The 18,474-nt window shown below is 37.0% G+C and carries 19 protein-coding genes; 8 read left to right on the plus strand and 11 right to left on the minus strand.

Annotated elements, in window-relative coordinates:
* Positions 1 to 58: 58 nt before the first annotated feature.
* The 11 genes from CXF85_RS22130 to CXF85_RS22180 form a co-directional block, all read right to left on the minus strand.
* A complete protein-coding gene (locus tag CXF85_RS22130) occupies positions 59 to 367 on the minus strand; it encodes a hypothetical protein (protein WP_101230814.1) in 309 nt (102 codons plus the stop codon).
* Positions 368 to 369: 2 nt separating this feature from the next.
* Entirely contained in the window at positions 370 to 675 is a 306-nt protein-coding gene (locus CXF85_RS22135) for a hypothetical protein (protein WP_101230815.1), read from the minus strand.
* A gap of 9 nt (positions 676 to 684) precedes the next feature.
* The gene (locus CXF85_RS22140) at positions 685 to 1,116 is read right to left on the minus strand and encodes a hypothetical protein (protein WP_101230816.1); all 432 of its coding nucleotides are present in this window, start codon (positions 1,114 to 1,116) and stop codon (positions 685 to 687) included.
* Positions 1,117 to 1,343: 227 nt separating this feature from the next.
* Positions 1,344 to 2,264, minus strand: coding sequence for a hypothetical protein (locus tag CXF85_RS22145; RefSeq protein WP_101230817.1), 921 nt, complete (start codon positions 2,262 to 2,264; stop codon positions 1,344 to 1,346).
* Positions 2,265 to 2,327: 63 nt separating this feature from the next.
* The gene (locus CXF85_RS22150; RefSeq protein ID WP_101230818.1) at positions 2,328 to 2,975 is read right to left on the minus strand and encodes a hypothetical protein; all 648 of its coding nucleotides are present in this window, start codon (positions 2,973 to 2,975) and stop codon (positions 2,328 to 2,330) included.
* A 124-nt stretch (positions 2,976 to 3,099) separates the two neighbouring features.
* Positions 3,100 to 3,561 (minus strand): hypothetical protein, encoded by a 462-nt coding sequence (locus CXF85_RS22155; RefSeq protein WP_101230819.1) that lies wholly within the window; start codon positions 3,559 to 3,561, stop codon positions 3,100 to 3,102.
* A 70-nt stretch (positions 3,562 to 3,631) separates the two neighbouring features.
* Positions 3,632 to 3,892 (minus strand): DnaJ domain-containing protein, encoded by a 261-nt coding sequence (locus tag CXF85_RS22160; protein WP_101230820.1) that lies wholly within the window; start codon positions 3,890 to 3,892, stop codon positions 3,632 to 3,634.
* 280 nt (positions 3,893 to 4,172) lie between these two features.
* Positions 4,173 to 4,547: a hypothetical protein gene (locus CXF85_RS22165; protein ID WP_101230821.1), complete on the minus strand. Its 375-nt coding sequence runs from the start codon at positions 4,545 to 4,547 to the stop codon at positions 4,173 to 4,175.
* Between the two features lie 55 nt (positions 4,548 to 4,602).
* Positions 4,603 to 4,959: a cupredoxin domain-containing protein gene (locus CXF85_RS22170; RefSeq protein WP_101230822.1), complete on the minus strand. Its 357-nt coding sequence runs from the start codon at positions 4,957 to 4,959 to the stop codon at positions 4,603 to 4,605.
* 10 nt (positions 4,960 to 4,969) lie between these two features.
* Positions 4,970 to 7,279 carry a heavy metal translocating P-type ATPase gene (locus tag CXF85_RS22175; RefSeq protein ID WP_101230823.1) on the minus strand — a complete coding sequence of 770 codons (2,310 nt, stop codon included), beginning with the start codon at positions 7,277 to 7,279 and terminating at the stop codon, positions 4,970 to 4,972.
* Positions 7,272 to 7,679, minus strand: coding sequence for a MerR family transcriptional regulator (locus CXF85_RS22180; protein WP_101230824.1), 408 nt, complete (start codon positions 7,677 to 7,679; stop codon positions 7,272 to 7,274). The genes CXF85_RS22175 and CXF85_RS22180 overlap by 8 nt, the downstream gene beginning before the upstream one ends.
* A gap of 304 nt (positions 7,680 to 7,983) precedes the next feature.
* On the opposite strand from CXF85_RS22180, the gene CXF85_RS22185 reads away from it, so the two are divergent.
* The 8 genes from CXF85_RS22185 to CXF85_RS22220 all read left to right on the plus strand — a co-directional run bounded on the left by CXF85_RS22185 (position 7,984) and on the right by CXF85_RS22220 (position 18,440).
* Positions 7,984 to 9,258, plus strand: a complete 1,275-nt coding sequence (locus CXF85_RS22185) for an ABC transporter substrate-binding protein (protein WP_232771305.1) — start codon at positions 7,984 to 7,986, stop codon at positions 9,256 to 9,258.
* Entirely contained in the window at positions 9,245 to 11,050 is a 1,806-nt protein-coding gene (locus CXF85_RS22190; RefSeq protein WP_101230825.1) for a sensor histidine kinase, read from the plus strand. The genes CXF85_RS22185 and CXF85_RS22190 overlap by 14 nt, the downstream gene beginning before the upstream one ends.
* Before the next feature lie 227 nt (positions 11,051 to 11,277).
* Positions 11,278 to 13,365, plus strand: a complete 2,088-nt coding sequence (locus tag CXF85_RS22195) for an LruC domain-containing protein (RefSeq protein WP_157829165.1) — start codon at positions 11,278 to 11,280, stop codon at positions 13,363 to 13,365.
* A 31-nt stretch (positions 13,366 to 13,396) separates the two neighbouring features.
* On the plus strand, positions 13,397 to 13,897 hold the full coding sequence (locus CXF85_RS22200) for a hypothetical protein (RefSeq protein WP_101230827.1): 501 nt from the start codon (positions 13,397 to 13,399) through the stop codon (positions 13,895 to 13,897).
* A gap of 287 nt (positions 13,898 to 14,184) precedes the next feature.
* The gene (locus tag CXF85_RS22205) at positions 14,185 to 14,691 is read left to right on the plus strand and encodes a hypothetical protein (protein WP_101230828.1); all 507 of its coding nucleotides are present in this window, start codon (positions 14,185 to 14,187) and stop codon (positions 14,689 to 14,691) included.
* A 1-nt stretch (position 14,692) separates the two neighbouring features.
* Complete coding sequence (locus CXF85_RS22210; protein ID WP_101230829.1) at positions 14,693 to 16,171, plus strand: GumC family protein; 1,479 nt, start codon at positions 14,693 to 14,695, stop codon at positions 16,169 to 16,171.
* Positions 16,168 to 17,262, plus strand: coding sequence for a glycosyltransferase (locus tag CXF85_RS22215; protein WP_101230830.1), 1,095 nt, complete (start codon positions 16,168 to 16,170; stop codon positions 17,260 to 17,262). The genes CXF85_RS22210 and CXF85_RS22215 overlap by 4 nt, the downstream gene beginning before the upstream one ends.
* Positions 17,256 to 18,440: a glycosyltransferase family 2 protein gene (locus CXF85_RS22220; RefSeq protein WP_101230831.1), complete on the plus strand. Its 1,185-nt coding sequence runs from the start codon at positions 17,256 to 17,258 to the stop codon at positions 18,438 to 18,440. Before CXF85_RS22215 ends, CXF85_RS22220 begins: the two co-directional genes overlap by 7 nt.
* The last annotated feature ends 34 nt before the right edge of the window (positions 18,441 to 18,474 follow it).

The following is an 18,474-nucleotide window of genomic DNA, read 5'->3' on the forward strand; positions in this document are numbered from 1 at the left end:
CCAAAAAAAAAAAACCGTTAACTTTTTAGTTAACGGTTTTTTAGTATCGCTTGGTTAGTTAGCGGCAAATAGCTTTAATGCGAATTTTATCTGTCCAACTAAGAAAACCATGGTTAGTTAAATACTCAACATTAATCATTGAGGTGCCATTAGGACATTGACGTAAAAGGTTTTTGTAAGCTTGATCAACATAATTTGTGTTGTAAACAAAACCTAAGATATTTTTTTGAGATTTTTCGATTTCAATAATTTTACCAATATCATTTTCGTTATAGGCATTGTTGCCAACGTCCACTTGCGACATATGTACACTGCTAGTACATGCACTAAGCATCACAACGTTAAGTAATACGAATAGCTTTTTCATTACTACACCTCATTACAGTATGCAGATACAAAAACTTCTCTTTTAAACATAAGCACATAGCCGGTAGTTTGGTGCTTAGTATAAACACCTTCAATTTTACCTGTAGGGCATTGAGACTTAAGTCCATCAATGGCTTCATCAACAAAAGCATTACTAAAGTTTATTCCTAATAGATTCCAACTAGCTGCCTTGGTAGTGATTATGTTATCTCTTTTTGCAGGAACCTGTGTCATCGATACGGTATTCAAACCAACACAACCGGTAAGTGATAATGCTAATACTGATAATAATAATGTGTTCTTTAACATGGAACTTCCCTAAATTAAGTTAATACAGAAACCTTTGATACGAACAACTTCACCACTTACAGGTCCTACATTGGTTGCTTCACGTATTGAGGTTAATCCGGTCATTTTTTTACTTGGACATGCTTTGATAACTTCTGAAAGAACTTCATCGGCATAAGCATCGTTATATACGGGGTTACCTGTTTTAGGACCAAAATTACTAATAGCCAGAATAAAAGCGACTAATTCCAAGTCTTCACTAGTTGAAGCTGATTTTGCAGCCCCTGCCCCTATCTCTGCTGCTTTAGCTGCATCAAAGCCTAGTTCATTTACCGTAATAGTAAATGGGGTTAACGACCCTTGTGACTGGTCTATATCACCAATATGAACATGATGAAGTTGACTGCATCCGCCAACAAGTAAAAAACTCAGCCCAAGAATACTTTTCATTTTTATTGGCATGTGCGCCTACCTACTTATGACATGTATTGATAAATTCTGGCGTTATTATGAAACGAGTAGATGGGCTTTACTGTTTAGTAAGTGTGATTGAAACGTTAGAAACTGTAAGTTCAAGTTTGATTGGCACTAATCACTCTACTGACAAAATAAAAAAGCCCGACACTTTCGTAACGGGCTTTTTTAATGTCGATATATCGCTATACAACTAATATAGTTATTTTGCGTATTTACCTATCGTCTGGCATTAAATAAGCGAGGTCATCTTCATCGTCTGCATGAAAATCATAACCACCTTCAAAATCATCATGTAATTCATTAGCAATAGTTATAGGAAGTTCTAATATTTCTTGAATATGAATAGCGACATCAATTTGTTGAGCTATGATATTTTTAAATTCCGAAAAATCTAATAATGCTATTTCTTGTAAGTAGCTTTTAGTAAGTACCGACAATTGCCCGGTGAGTTTTACAATACAAGTTTCTATTTTTTCAAGCAAAACGTCTTTATCAGTGCTGATAAGATAAGTATTAAATTCTTGATATAATGAACTAGTAAACATTTTTCTATCAGAATCAATCAATAATAAAGCCATAGCCGTATTAAGGAACCGTTGTAATTCATACAACAACACATCTTCATCATTATCAACCAGTATAGTGCTTGCACAATAGCTCGCGGCGATGTTTTTATAAACATCTAAAAGTTTTGCACTTTTATAGCCTTCTTTCATTAAGCTGGCATGTAAAACTCTAATATCCGAGGTATCGCTGATTGCTAAGGCATAAGTGGTGATTGAGATACTTTCAAAGTATGAAGGAGATATCTTCTTCAGTTGCGCATATTTAGCCCAACCCGCTCTAAAGCAATAAACAATGCCTTGGGTTTTTATAATCTCTTTGGCTTTATCCGCATCGTTATCACATAGGTCTAATAAGCCTAAGTTGGTAATGCCTAGAACAATTTCACAGCCTTTGTTGATTTGATCCGCATAAATGATAGATAAATTGTCAGAGGCAATTCTCAATGACATATCGACTAATTGTTGTTTAATTTTATGCACTAATTCAGGGGAAAAATAGCCTTCACTTTCCCCATCTTTTAAAACCAACAGTAGAAACGGATGGTTTCTTAATTCTGCAATTCTCATTAATGAATCCTACTTATATAAAACTGTTCATAACCACTATGGTAATAGATGTTTAATGATATTTTAAAGGGGTGCAAACATGTCATCGGTATCTATTGCTACCGAGGTAACGCGTTGTTTATTAGCATTATCTTTCAACGCTTTTTCAACACTGTCTAACGAACCATTGGTACTTACTACCATGACTTCACGGTAGGCATCTTCATCTAATGTTTTAATTTTCATTAACAGTTCTTCAATACTGCCTGATGTTTGCTCTTCGTCTTCTTCAATTTCAGAAAAATCATGACCGACAAACGGTAGAGACAAGTATAAAAGGCCAAAATCATCTTCTACAATGGCTTTTAATACTTCTAACTGTTTTTCTTCATCATCACTCGAAAGAAAAATTTGTGACAATAAACTATGCGCTTCCGTTTGAGCACAAAACACGTGGTCTTCATCAATGTTTTGCCAATATGACGGTTCAACATTTAATAATTGCTTAATTGACTCAGCATCCATTAACCAGGTGGCGATAGAAGGAATAGTGGCATCGTGTTCTCTAACAATTTTAGCCACGGTTAAAATATCCATCTCGGTTAGTACGGCCAACATGGTTTCATCACCCTGTTCAGAAGCTATTGCCTCTAAAGAAGTGCCTGCGCGTCTACCGCTTTGTTGAGCGATTTCAATAATATCGGTGGCTAGAATGAGTGCGTTTTTTGTCACGGTTATTCCTTAGAGGTATTTATACTGTTCATTAGACGCCCTAATCCTATCAATTAAGGCCATCCATATTTCAAAAACGAAAGTTCTTTGAAAACTATTGTTTAACGCGATAAAAGTTCAAAAGCTAATAGTTTTCATCAAAATCATCTGATGCATAATCATCGACTTGATCAAAATCATCTTCTACCGGTTTTACTGGTGTTGCATCATAGCGATTATAATAATGAATGAGTAACACGGCAGTTTTTAAATCTTGCTCTGCATGGTTCATCATTTCAGTAATACAATCTCTGGCATCCGCATGCACGCCAACGAATGCTTTTACATCAGCCCATGTAGGCTCTACGCTTAAATCAACTAACGCCAAATTTTTACTATCAATTCTAATTTTTGTAGTGATAGCCATGGCTAATTGATCAACCATACCGGTAAACAACAAGGGGGTCGTTTTTAACTGGTCAAATAAGCTCGATAAATAAATGGATAATAATTCAGGGTTTTCAGGATCAGTTAACGAGGTCATATTTTCTAAGTACATAGAAAAATCATCCGTTAAATAATCAGGTATGTTTTTGTCAGATTGCAAAGAGTGTTCCTTAATTGCGTATTTTCAAATTAAGCATAATGTGATGTTAATAGAGTGTATTGATTAGCGTTTAGCTCAATGCGTTGTGCCAAAATGAATCAGCAACCTCTCGGGGATCTGTTATGACGGTATAGTTACTTTTCAAATACAAAGAACGCTTTTTCGGATCCGAAATTGCATCATAAGCCTTTTTAATTAATTGAAATTTTTCTTCAACTTCACTGCCACTATTTTTATCTGGGTGATATTTATTAGCGAGTTTTCGATAGGCTTTTTTGATCTCGATGGTCGACGCATCTCTACTCACACCTAACTGTTCAAAGTAATCCATAGTTTTACTACTACCTTTTGTTGAAGGTTTATCTTAATAACTTAATTAATTTTACTCATTCCCCTGAATGAAACGTAGAGGTTTTATCAAAAAATTTGACTTAAAGACTTGATAATATAAGTGAATATATAATCGTACCAATCATAATAGCCGAAAATCAATCAAATAACATAACATAACAATTAGACTAATATATTGAGTAACTTAGGGGATAAATATTAAAAGTATTTTAATCTAATCGAAACATTCTGGCTAACTTTATTTATTTATAACGATGCACTCACTCTTTGTGCTTTTTAACTGCGCCTGAAGGAGGCTTGTGACAACTCCAAGGCACATGTTTTGCGTTATCTTTAACATTTTGGTCAACGAATTTGTAATACTGCTCTTTAGTATGTGTCCACCAATCATTGTGAATGTCAGCGCCATGCTTTTTAATAATGTCTTCAATACCCTCAAGATTAATATTAGTCGCATCATAGGCAAGGTAAAGACAAGCGTCAGTGCTATTATACGATATCTCATCAATACCAAATTGATGGTCAATATCTTCCATCAACGCATTTCTGTTAGCATCAACAACATTGGTTAATCGTAAATTTCTAATAACTAAGTTTGCTTCTTTAACACCTACTCTGTGATCAAAATCAGTCATGTTATTCTCCTCAAAAGTGATATTTATCCGTTATAACATCACTTAATGAATGGGCTTATTCAACTATTAGTATGCCTTTATACATTTGCATCTGACAATGAAAAGGATACTCTCCAGACTTCATCGGCGGAAGTAATACAGACTTGTTACCATTAAAGGGTAACTCTTGTGTTATTTCAACATCTGGAAATAACACCATAGACGCACAAGGACTGCTGTCTTTGCGAATAAATTGAATAACAGTTTGCTGCCCTGCTTTAATTTTTATCCTTGCGGGTTGATAAACGCCATTATTCACTACAATCTTAATGTCATTAGTACTACTCACTTCTACTTCCTTTGGTTTATACAACCAGAACCACCAAATAATTAATGAAATAAGTACTAATCCTGCAATATTAATCATCATCATAACGAATCTCCTAATGATCCTTCGCTTTGAAAAAGCGTAATCGGTTGGCATTACTCACCACGGTTAATGATGAAAAAGCCATCGCTGCGCCAGCAATAACTGGATTTAATAAAAGGCCAAAAAATGGATATAATACGCCCGCAGCAAATGGCACCCCCGCAACGTTATAAATAAAGGCTCCAAAAAGATTTTGTTTGATATTTCGCAGCGTAGCCTTGCTTATGGCAATTGCATCAGCAAGCCCGTGTAATGAGCCTCGCATCAAGGTGATATCAGCACTTTCTATCGCAACATCCGTACCTGTACCAATAGCAAAGCCGACATTAGCTAATGCCAAAGCTGGCGCATCATTTATGCCATCACCCGTCATTCCAACAATTTCATCTTGTGCTTGTAATTCGGCAACCTTTCTAGATTTGTCTTGTGGTAATACTTCAGCAAACACTTCAGTGATACCAACCTTTTTAGCGACGGCTAGTGCAGTCGCATTATTGTCTCCGGTGATCATCACGACGCGAATGCCATTATTTTTCAGACGTTTAATCGCAGATATAGAGTCCTTTTTGATTGGATCTGATACCGCAATAATAGCAACCAACTTGTTATCTATAGCGAAGTACATTGGCGTTTTCGCTTCGTCAGCAAGTGCTTGAGCTGGTTCAATAAAGTCGTTAAGGGCAATACCATTTTGTAACATCAACTTTTGATTGCCAAAAAGTAACTGTTGAGTTTTGAATGTCGCTGATACTCCATGTCCAGTAATGGCTTGAAAATCATTAACTTTATCTAAGTTAAGGCCACGTTCAATGGCAGATTCAACAATGGCTTGTGCTAAAGGGTGTTCAGAGCCTCTTTCTAAGCTGGCAACCGCCGCTAAAATAGTATTTTCAGTATAGGTTTTATCTACAATGATAAAGTCCGTCACTTTAGGGGCTCCCTCAGTAATGGTGCCTGTTTTATCTAATATCATGGCAGTGATCTTGGACGCGGTTTGTAATGCTTCGCCGTTACGAATCAGTACACCGGCTTCTGCTGCTTTACCTATGCCAACCATAACCGACATTGGCGTCGCTAATCCCAGTGCACATGGGCATGCAATAATTAACACTGTCGTGGCCGATATCACAGCAAACGCGATGGCTGGATCGGGACCAAAGTTAAGCCAAGCTAAGGCACTGACAATAGCGATAATCATGATAACAGGGACAAAGTAAGCCGCAATCGCATCAGCTAAACGACCAATGGGAGGCTTTGAGTTTTGAGCACGTTTTACCATATTGATAATTTGCGCTAGGGCTGTATCTTTACCAATACGGGTCGCTTTAAATAATATCGACCCTGATTTATTGAGTGTTCCTGTGACAACCTCATGCCCTTCTTTCTTCTCAACGGGCATAGGCTCCCCCGTTAACATGGATTCATCAATTGAGGTATGACCTTGTGTCACGATACCATCAACGGGTATTTTTTCGCCGGGGCGAATACGCACAATATCATTGAGCAACACCTGTTCAATGGCAATATCAATTTCTTTATTGTCGCGTACAACACGCGCCGTTTTTGCCTGTAGTCCTATCAGTCTTTTAATTGCTTCACTAGTACGGCCCCGTGCTTTAACTTCTAACGCCAGACCTAAATTAATTAAACCAATAATCATTGCTGTCGCTTCAAAATAAACATGTCTGGCCATTTCTGGTAATGCCAAAGGAAAGAAAACCACCACCATTGAATATAGCCAGGCAGTCCCTGTACCTAAGGCAATAAGCGTATCCATATTGGCGGAATGATTAACAAATGATTTCCAAGCGCCGACATAAAAATGTTTACCTGAAAAGTACATAATGGCAGCGCAAAATACCCCGACAACAAACCAAACGCCGCGTTCAAATATCGTTGCGACTGTCATAGGACCACCTGCAATACTGTAAAGCATCAAAGGTATTCCTAGACCCAATGCAATCCACATTTGGCGCATTAACCGTTGGTAATATTTTTGTTCCGCTTGTTCTTTTTCATCAAGTAGTTGTGCATCACCGGCATCTGAAGTGGATTTTGCGTTATATCCGATGCTTTCGACGGCTTTGATTAATGCAATTGTGTCAACATTGCCGGTAACTGTTACAGTTCGTAAAACAAAATTCATTGTTGCCTGTTTAACCCCAGGCACTGTCATTAAGGCTTTTTCAATTTTACCGACACAACTTGCGCAACCTGCCCCTTCGATTGTAAGCTCTTGATTAAAAGTAGAAAGGTGACTTTTATCAGGGTGACAAGACCCTGCTGTTTTAGCACTGGCTATTTTGTCTTTTAGCTCATTCATCGTCTTCTCCTTCAATAAGATGGCAAATCATGTTACTTGTCGGTGCATTGTCTGGTTTGTCTTGCCAATTATTTATCGCTTTTGTTAACCTTTCTCTCAATAGCATTGCTTCTTGAAACTGCTTTTCAGTGGCAACCAATCTTTGTTCAATAATGTCTCTTACCAAGGGACAAGCACTATGACCTTTATCTGCTTGAGTCAGAATGTCAGTGATATCTTCGACAGAAAAGCCTAATTGCCTTGCACTAAGTATAAACTTTAATCTTGTCCTTTCTAGTTTGCCAAAGACTTTGTAGCCATTTTCGATACTTTTAGTCGGTGTCAACAGACCAATTCGGGTATAGTAACGGACCGTATCTGGTGTAGTATTCATCGTATTGGCAAATTCTGTTACTTTCATCCCATGCCTCCTAATTAAAGTTTAGAGCAATAAACTCTCTTTCTACCTCAAGTTTACACCTACGTCTAAGACACAGGTCAAGCTTTAGTGATATTCATTTTTAATAATATTAAAGGGTGATGGCAGAATAAGAGCTATGTGCCATAGCAGATTCAATTAACATAATGTCCAATAAAATATCATCGAAAAACCAATGTGATATACGCAAAATGTATTTATTTTTACTATAACTTATTTATATTGTTATAGTAAAAGTGATGTTTCGTACTTACCTAACCTCTCTCTATATAATGGAATAGATAAAATGGACAAATACCGCTATCAAACAAATAAAAATATAGTCATGGTATTAGTTACTTTATTCCTGGCTTTAGCTGTTTCGCTGCCTGTAAGTGCTAATAACCGCTATAGCATCTACCTTGATGCCGACTTTACCGGAACAAAAATCGCCAGTATTTCAATACTACAAGGTATCAATGTCGCATTAGCTGAGGAAAATCACCTCATCAATGGCTATCAGTTCGACGTTATTACCAAAGATCACAGAGGAAGCTCCCTACGTAGTAAGAGAAACCTAGAAGCTTTTCTTGTTGATAGTAATGCACTACTTATCTTTTCTGGACTACATTCACCACCTTTACTAGCACACAAAAAGTTTATAAATAATAATCAAATTCTTGTCTTGAACCCATGGGCTGCCGCTGGACCCATTACCCGGGCCGCAGATAAAAACAACTGGATTTTCAGACTGTCTATTGATGACAGTAATGCGGGAAGCTTTATCAGTAAACATGCTCTCAAAGAAGGCTTTAAAAAGCCCTTTTTATTATTAGAAGATACTGGTTGGGGTCGTTCAAACAACAATACCATGACGAAAGCCTTGGCTGTCAATGACATTAAACCAAAGGGCATAACATGGTTTAATTGGGGCCTTGGTATAAATCACGCTAAAATATTGTTAAGAAATGCAAAGTCATCTGGCGCCGATGTAATATTTTTTGTCGGTAATGCTAATGAAGGAAAAACCTTTGCCAAAGCTATGTTAGCACTTGAACCAGCGCTACAATTGCCGATAAGAAGTCACTGGGGCATTACCGGTGGCGACTTTCCCGAAGTGATCAATAGAGAGAAAAGAGCAAAGCTTGATCTCCAATTTATTCAAACTCAATTTTCTTTTCTCACACAACCACAATCTTTATTAGGGCAACAAGTTCTTTCGAAAGCAATAGTTATGTACCCAGAAATTAAAAACGCCAATGACATTAAAGCGGCAACAGGTTTTGTTCATGCTTACGATCTAACAAAGCTACTCATCGCAGCGATTAAGCAGTCAGGTTTAACGGGTGATAAAGCTCATGATAGCAACACGATAAAATCAGCGCTTGAACAATTACAAAAACCAGTTCGAGGACTCATTAAAGATTATCAAACGCCCTTCTCTACTTATACGTTAGCTAACCCTAATGCACATGAAGCCCTTGATGAAAATGATTATGCTATGGGTTATTACCAAGCTGATAATAGTGTAACGTTATTACCTCGCATTTCTTTGACTAAGGTACTGAATGAAAAAAACTAGTCTTTCTTTTGCTTTAGCCCGTTTTGTCTTTCTGAGCTGCTTTGCACTAGCACTTATTTCAACCGTTTTAGTTATTAACTATGTGGTAGATTCTGCTCAACAGCAACAAGAACAGTTGATTAAAAGGGAAACAACGGCAATCTCTAATGGTTATCGTTTATTCCTCAAACATAGGCTTACGTTACTAACCGATCAGGCAAATTACCCAATCATGGTTCAAGCTTTGATGCAGCCCGCAGCCAATAGTGGCAAGTTACAAGATTTTATGGCTGACCTTACTATTTTAGGCCATCATTATCAGCAAAACTTGTTGGATTTTGAAGGTAATATTATTTTCTCAAAGCAAGATAAAGAATCTCCAAATTATCAGAATGAACCTTGGTTGGCTGATTTACTTAATAACAAAGTGACTAGCCATATTGCCATTCAAAAACTCAATAACAACTACTTTTGGTGTATAGCGGTAAACATTATTTATAACAATAATGTTGAAGGGATATTAACGGCATTAATACCACTTGAAGATATAGGTGAGCAAGATATATTGCAGGATAGACTCGATGTTTTAATGATAAAAATAACCCGGAACGGAAAAGAGTTAGGCTCTTTTGGCAAAGAGAAACACGGTAAAAAACACTTGATTGACTGGCCAACTATTGGTCTTGTTTTTAGTTTTACTTTCGACGACAGCGCTAATAATGAAGAATTAAATGATGCAATAATCAAGTTAAGTAGCTTAATTTTATTAGCCCTTTTTGCGACGAGCTTACTTGCCTACATTTTTGGTTACCGTTACTTTGTTAAACCCCTGCTATTATTGTCTCAAGCAGCAAGTGAATTACATAAAGGTAGTGAATTTGAGTTACTACAGGACAATATTAGAATAAGAGAATTGTCAGATTTATTTACCAAGTTCAACGTCATGACCAATACAGTGCATGAAAGAGAGCGTTCTTTAAAGCTCAGTTACGACAAACTATCAAAAGTTAATGAAGAATTGATTCTGAGTGAATCTCAGCTGATTCAATCAGAAAAAATGGCCAGTATTGGTGTATTAGCGGCAGGCGTCGCACATGAAATCAATAACCCGCTTGGGTTTGTAAAAAGTAATCTCGATGTTCTAGATGAATATTTAACCGACATTAAAAAACACAATCAAGAAACTAATGAGCACCTGACCAAAGAAACATCACAAGAGTGGCAAGCAGCGTTAGCTACAAAATATGATATTGAATTCATTTTTGAGGATATTCCCGCTTTATTAACCAGTAGTATTGGCGGTATTGAAAAAATCACTGAAATCGTGCAAAGTTTGAAAACATTTGCACGCATAGAAGAGACGACTAAAAGTAAAACAGATATAAACGAAGGTTTAACCGCAACACTTAACATGGTTAACAATGAACTCAAATATAATTGTGAAGTACATGTTGAACTAGACCCCTTGCCTATAATTTATGCTTACCCAAGTAAATTGAATCAAGTGTTTATGAACCTACTCATCAATGCAGGTCAGTCAATATCTGATAGTGGTGATATTTTTGTTCGAACCTTTCAACTCGATTCCGATATCGTCATAGAGATTAAAGATAACGGCAGTGGCATTTCTCCAGACGTGTTACCCCATATTTTCACCCCTTTCTTTACGTCTAAGCCCGTAGGCGAAGGTACTGGCCTGGGTTTGTCCATCAGTCACGGAATAATCAAACAACATGATGGCCGAATAGAGGTAACATCCGAAGAAGGTAAAGGTAGTTGCTTCTCTGTATATATCCCTACCAAGTTAAGCTAATGGGAAATATTCCCCCCCTGCTGAAATCTATAATTTACTGTTCAAAATACAAACCTAAAATGACGTTCGCATTTTGGAGTAGTACAGCGATACATTGCTTTGCATTATGCGAGCGAAGCGAACCACTAAAGCTAACCACCTGATAAATAGTACAATAAATAATGGAATACTCCTTGCAACCCAAGTAATTAGTTATGAAATTAATAGTTGGGTTGGGAGTTATTTTTATGTTACCTTCAAAAAATATTCAATGTTGTTTTTTCGCTTGTTTGTTGATTTTCCAAGGTTCAACACATGCGGCGCCGTTTGAGAGTTGCCCTTCAAACGCATTTTTAATGCAACAATCTGTCGCGAAACTTTATGGTGTAAACCTAGTGACGGGTGATTACTCATTATTATCGAGTGACTTAGGCACCACCAATAAAATTAATGCCATTGGATTTAATTTTCATGATAACTACATTTATGGCTGGGGATATGAATGGGGCACTTTAGTTCGCATTGGAGATGACTACCAAGCTACGCCCATTACCCTAGAAAACAATCCTGGAGTCAACTTTTTTGTAGGTGATGTTGCCCTTAATGAAAATAGCTATTATTTTTATAAAAAAGGGGTAGATTATGGCTTATATAAAGTGTCATTAGATGAACAGTCGAGTGAATATCTGCAAGTTATCAAAATAATTAATGGTCAAAATTTATCGGTATCAATTTTTGACTTCGCTTTTCACCCTGATAATGCTTTTGCTTACACTGTCGATAATAATGGTCAACTTTATCAAATCAACGTCACTAATGGCGACTTAGTTAACTTAGGTAATATTGGTGAAACGGGTACCTTTGGTGCCGTTTATTTTGATGTTGACGGTAATTTTTATATCAGCCGTAACAGTGATGGTTTTGTTTTCATTATCGATATCGAAGATCAAAGCCCACAAGCTACATTTTTTGCCTATGGCCCTAGCGCGTCACAAAACGATGGTGCCCGTTGTGCTGTAGCGCCTGTTATTGATGAGTCAATCGCAGCGACAACTGATTATGGTGATGCCCCAGACAGTTATGGCACCACACTGTTTAGTAATGGTGCAAGGCACGGTATTAGTAATATTTATTTGGGTAACACGATAACAACTGAACATAACGCCAATGTATATCCCAAAACAGATGAAGATGATGGCATTACTTTTCTAACGCCTTTATTAGCAGGAAGTGATAGCCTTATTGAAGTCAAAGCAACAGGGGCTGGTTATCTCAATATTTGGGGTGACTGGAATCGTGATGGTCTATTTTCAGAAAACGAAAAGTTAATCTCCGATAAGTATATGGATAACGTAACTGAGGTATTCCTTGTCAATACGCCGGCAAGCGCATTAAATGGTTTTACTTGGACTCGAGTTAGATTCACTTCAATAACGTCTATCGTCGCCAGCGGCGGTGTTTCAGATGGTGAAGTGGAAGACTATAGAGTACTGGTAACCAATGCAGGTAATAGCCAAATCCAAGATACCCCTTACTACATTGCCTTTGAAGACAGCTGGCCTGAACAGGGTGATTACGATATGAATGACGTGGTAATGCTGCAGAACTCTTCAATATTATTAACCGATTCATATGACGTTAAACAAATAGAATTTCAAGGCGAATTAAAGGCATTGGGTGCCTCTTATCACAATGGTTTTGCCATTCAATTAGATAATATCTTGCCTAGTAACGTAAACACCAGCCTAGTCCGCTTTGAAATTAATGGTGTTTTACAAGAGCTAAGTGCCATTGAAGAAGGTACTGACTATTTAGTCATTAAAATTACTGATGATTTACGTAGACATATTCAATTAACTCAAACCTGTAAATATTATAGAACAGAAAAAGATTGTACTAATTCATCCTTAATGACCTTCAGCGTTACCGTCCCTTTTATCACTCCTATTGCCTTGAATGATTTTCCACAAGCCCCTTATAACCCATTTATATTTGCTCAAGATGCCACCTATCATGGTGATCTGTTTTTCCATCCTGGTAGAGGCTTAGAGATTCATTTAAAAAACAAAATACCCACCTCTAAAGCCGATGTCAGTAGGTTTGGGGTTGCTGAGGATGCAACACAAGCTGCCAGTAATTATTACTACCAAACAAGCGCTGGCTTGCCCTGGGCATTAGCGATAAACCCAGGTTCAATTGAGGAATGGAAGCACCCTATCGAAAGAGTCGATATGTTACAAGCCTATCCAAATTTTAAAATTTTTGTAGAAAGTAATGGCAGCAAAGAAACCAGTTGGTTTTCTCAAAGTAATGCAATTAATTCAAAACTTTATTAATGCCTAACGCCGGATAATAGGAATACACATAATGAAAAGTCATTTAATTACACTCATAATATTAAATATAACCATAGGCATAACTTTAGCTGGCTGTGGAGGTGGAGAAGAAGATAGTGGTCCGATTGAAACCGTTGAATCACCACCAGCACCCGTTTTAATACCAGAAGCAACACCAGAAGTGACTAAACCAACAATCACCACTAGCGAATTAATAAGTGAGCCTGACTTTGATTTTATCTCTAGTACTGAGCTGGTCGTTACATTACCGGCATCACCATCAACCACTGTCAGTTACTTTATTAATATATGTACGGATTTTTATGAGGAAAATGAAAAGGTAAAAATTAATTATGATAGTTGCAAGCTAAGAACAATACTGTCCACTTTGGAGCAGCCATTCACACTATCGATGAGTAATGCAGAATCAGCGCTAGTCGCTCAAATTTGGCCTATTGAAGAAGCAGCTCTACCAGTAACAATTTACTGGAATATCGCTGAATCCGGTAACCGTTGGAAAATAGCAATCTAAGCCCTACCTGTTACAAACTACCTTATTAATCGATATTGATATTAATAAGGTAGTTTGTCTTTTAATGCCCCCTATCAACCTCCCCTAGCTAAACTCGCCCGAGCGTTCTCTCTTCTATCTATCAATGTATGTCGCATATTAAAATGCATAACGCGAAAAGTACGACAAAACCCATTTACCTAGAGTCAATATCAGATAAAACCCTTATATAACAATAACAAACATTGTGGCACGTAATATGAATTACTAATGATAAGCGTAACTATCATTAACTCAGGACACACCAGATGAAACAACTTTCATTAAACTCTATTTTTGTCATTACCGTGCTTTCCTGTACAGGTTGTGTTTCTTCCTCAATAAGTGACTCTGTAGCGTTAATCGAACGTGAAGCTAACTCAGAGAATTACCGAACAAGTAATAAAAGTGTTTTAACCAGTATTCAAGCATTACGTAACTCACAAAAAATAATCGAGCCACAAGATACTTTAACAGACTCTAAATTTGATCCGAAAAGTGATCGCCAAAGTTACACCTTTGTTTATGAATTACATAATAAAGAGTTAGATTACGATGATAAAATTAGAATTGTCAGCCTGGTAGTTAACAAGAATCAAACCTTTATTATTAACATTGCGCCAGCTAAAGGCACAAACACTCTCGACCAATTAGCACTTTCAATGGCGCGTGCTGAAGTTTTACGTCTGTATATTAGTCACTTTAATAACAAAGTAACCATCAAATTTGCCCCTAAACTATCCACTGACACTATAAACTTAGTTATTGGTGCTTAAGATGACTACATCAATAATTATCAATATTCATCTTATTTTGTCAGCGATTTGGCGTCATAGATATTTAATACTATTTCCAGCATTCACATTACCCGTTATCGCAGTAATAGTTTGTTTTATCGCCCCAAGAACTTGGCAAGCCCATACCACTGTGTTGGTACAAGAAAGCGCCAAAATGAATCCTTTTCTAGAAGACTTATCAGTAGCAACTGATTTAGAAAACAGAATGACCACGTTGGATACCTTACTTCATAGTCGACATACACTCATTAACGTTGCTCAAGATTTAGCACTAATCGATGATAAATCCACTGACTTTCAAAAGGATCAATTAGTTAAAGAATTATCTGCGGCCCTTAAAGTTAAATTAATCGGTAAAGACTTGGTAAAACTTGTTTACCAAGCAGACTCACCGGAAAACATCGTCGATGTTCTGCTTGCAGTTAGAGCACGGTTTTTAGAAAAACTATTAGCGCCCGAGTTATCAGCCATTGATGCCTCTGAATCCTTTTTAACATCCCAGTTAACTTTAAAAACCGCTGACTTACAAAAAGCCGAGTTAAGATTAGCAAGTTTCAAACAAAGCAATGCCGAGCAATTACCTCGTCTTTACAGCGCAAACAGTAACCGTTTTAGTCAATTAAGTATGTTACTCGAACAACGTAAAATTGAATTGTCTGGTGCTATTGCCGCTAAAAAAACGATTCGTACTCGGCTAGCTCAAGTTGATCCGGTAATGAGTGAGATTGAACAGAGCATTGTAACAACTAAAAGTGAGTTAGCCATTTTACGCTCTCGCTACACTGACCAGCATAGCCGAGTAGAGACATCCCTTAGAAAATTATCCCAGCTTGAAGACGAGCGTGAATCCCAGAGTAAAACATCATACAAAATAACGGAAATAGATTTAAATCGTTTATGGGAAGTGGCGAGTAGCATGCAAGATGGTGAAGTTGATACTAATCAAAACTTATTATTAGTTTCGCAATTACAAGAATTACAACTAGCAGACAGTCAGGTAGAAAAGATCAGAGAAGAAATTAATTCCATAGAAAAACAAACAAGAGCACTAAAAAGTTCACTGGCCGGAACCGGTGAAATGGAAAGACAATTATTAGAGCTAGAAAGAGATCTTAAAGTTCAACGAGATTTATACAGTGATTTATTATACCGCTATGAAAAAGCCAAAATTACCGGTGCACTTGGTCGTTTTGAACAACCTGAACGAATCAAAATAATCGATCAACCCTATAAACCGAGTTCACCGACTAACTCCCCTCTTTCAATATTTTTATTAGCAGGCATTATTGGCGGACTATTTTTAGGTGGCGGTTTAGCTTTATTTGCCGAATTAGCAGATACATCAATCCGCGCAAGATATCAGCTCGAATTAATCACTTCAACACCGGTAATAACCCGATTACCAAGAATTGGCGCACAACCTTTTGACAGTTTGAAAACTTTAGGAGAAGACGTATGAAACCAGTCATCGTTCATGTTGTACAACACTTAAAACCCGGTGGTATAGAAAGTTTAGCATTAGAGTTTCAACGAGCTGCTCAGCCATTTTTTGATGTTCACATCATTTCGCTAGAAAAGCACAACGTCCAATATTATTGGAATAACATTGATGGTGTTAAAGAATTTATCCATGGTTTAAACAAAAAGCCCGGTTGGCAAGCGAACATTTTCACTCAATTAACACACTTTTTTAAAGCGGTTAATCCTATGTATGTTCATACCCATCATATAGGTCCACTAGTCTATGGCGGTGTTTCAGCAAGACTCGCCAACGTTAAACATATTATACATACCGAGCATGATGCATGGCACCTAGCGAAAGCTAAACCACGCTTATTACAAAAACTATTTATCGCTTTGATTCAGCCTATTTATGTTGCTGACGCTAATTTCGTTGCTGAGCAAGTTAATCGTTTAATGCCATCGTTACATCCGATTGTCATTACTAATGGCATCGATACCAATAAGTTTACCCCCTCAGAGTTCAGTAAAAAAAAGTTACGCGCAAAGGTGAACTTACCTACAGACCTAAAGTTCATTGGTTGTGCTGCCAGATTAGAATCAGTGAAAGCCCATGATGTACTAATTAAAGCATTACACCATTTACCGAGTGACATCGGCTTATTACTCGCTGGAACAGGCAGTTTAGAGCAAGAATTAAAAGCGTTGGTCATTAAACTAAATTTACAACAAAGGGTTTTCTTTTTAGGCCACATTGATGATATGACCACATTTTATCCGTTACTTGATGTTTTCTGTCTTGCTTCACATAACGAGGGTTTACCTTTATCGCCCTTGGAAGCTCAAGCCTGTGGAATACCAGCAGTATTAACCAATGTTGGCGGTTGTAAGGAAGCCGTATGTAGTGAAACAGGTATTATTGTTGAAGCTAATAATCCGACATTGTTATCACAAGCACTTCTACGCTCACTCAATCAAAAAACGAATCAATCACCTAGAGTATTTGTAGAAAAACAACGTTCACTCGATAAGATGATTAATCAATACGTTTCATTAACTCAATCTGAACTAAGGTGGAAACTATGTTAGAGCTAATAATGATAACTCTCTTTGCGGTGGCACTGTTTTTAGTGGTTTACCATCATGCTATATATCCATTAATGCTTAAGATCATGACTAAGAATAAAAATAGGCTTAACACTGTCATTAAAAAACGTCGTTATATGTTTAGTACCGAAGACGAAAAACTAAACCGTTTTTCGATTATTATCCCGGCGTTTAATGAAGCTAAATTTATTGCCGAAAAAATTAGAAATTTAAGTTTTATTGACTACCCAAGTGACCGCTATGAATTGATTTTACTGTGTGATGGTTGCCAAGATGATACACATAATATTGCCGTTCAAACATTGGCTGAACTCGCTTGCCATGATTTACAGGTGCAATTAATTAACTTTAAAGATAACCGCGGTAAAGTCGCAGCACTTAAAGAAGGTGTCGCCAAAGCAAAATATGACAATATTGTTTTTAGCGATGTATCGGCATTATTACCTGTAAACAGCTTATTGATGTTAGACAGTCACTTTAAAAACCCTAAGGTTGGCGCTGTATCAGGAGGATATAAGTTTATTGAAAAAGGAACGGCCGGCGAACAATGTTACTGGCAATATCAGTCGATGGTTAAATCAAGAGAAAGCACTTTAGCGAGTGTATTAGGCGCCCACGGTGCATTTTATGCACTTCGTAAGTCATGTTATGAAGAAGTCCCCGTAGATACCATTAATGACGACTTTTTGATCCCAATGAATGTCATTAAACAAGGTTATCGGGTGATCTATGAACCAAGAGTCGTTGCCATTGAGCTTGAGCACGTTAATTTAGAGCAAGATATGCGTAGACGTTTAAGAATAGCGGCAGGTAATTTTCAACAACTTGTTTACTTATTACCTTTATTATCACCTAAGTATGGTTGGAATGCGGTAAATTTTGCTTCAGGCAAAGCCTTAAGAGCCGTAATGCCTTTTATATTCGTATTTATTTTTATTAGTAATATATACCTTGTGCCCACTCACTATTTTTTCTTATCAATTTTGGCTTGCCAAGTTAGCTTATATAGCCTTGTTATGCTCATTAATATATTTAATATTTCACCGAAATTGAATGTATTAAGAGTGATTTGTTATTTAGTCAATGGTTACTGGGTTGCCTTGAAAGGATCTTTAAAATACATATTTGGTTTACAAGAAAAAATTTGGACTAAAACTTAACTTAATATTTAGTTTTATATTTAGCATGATACTT

Source organism: Colwellia sp. 75C3, assembly GCF_002836255.1.
Taxonomy (GTDB): domain Bacteria; phylum Pseudomonadota; class Gammaproteobacteria; order Enterobacterales; family Alteromonadaceae; genus Colwellia.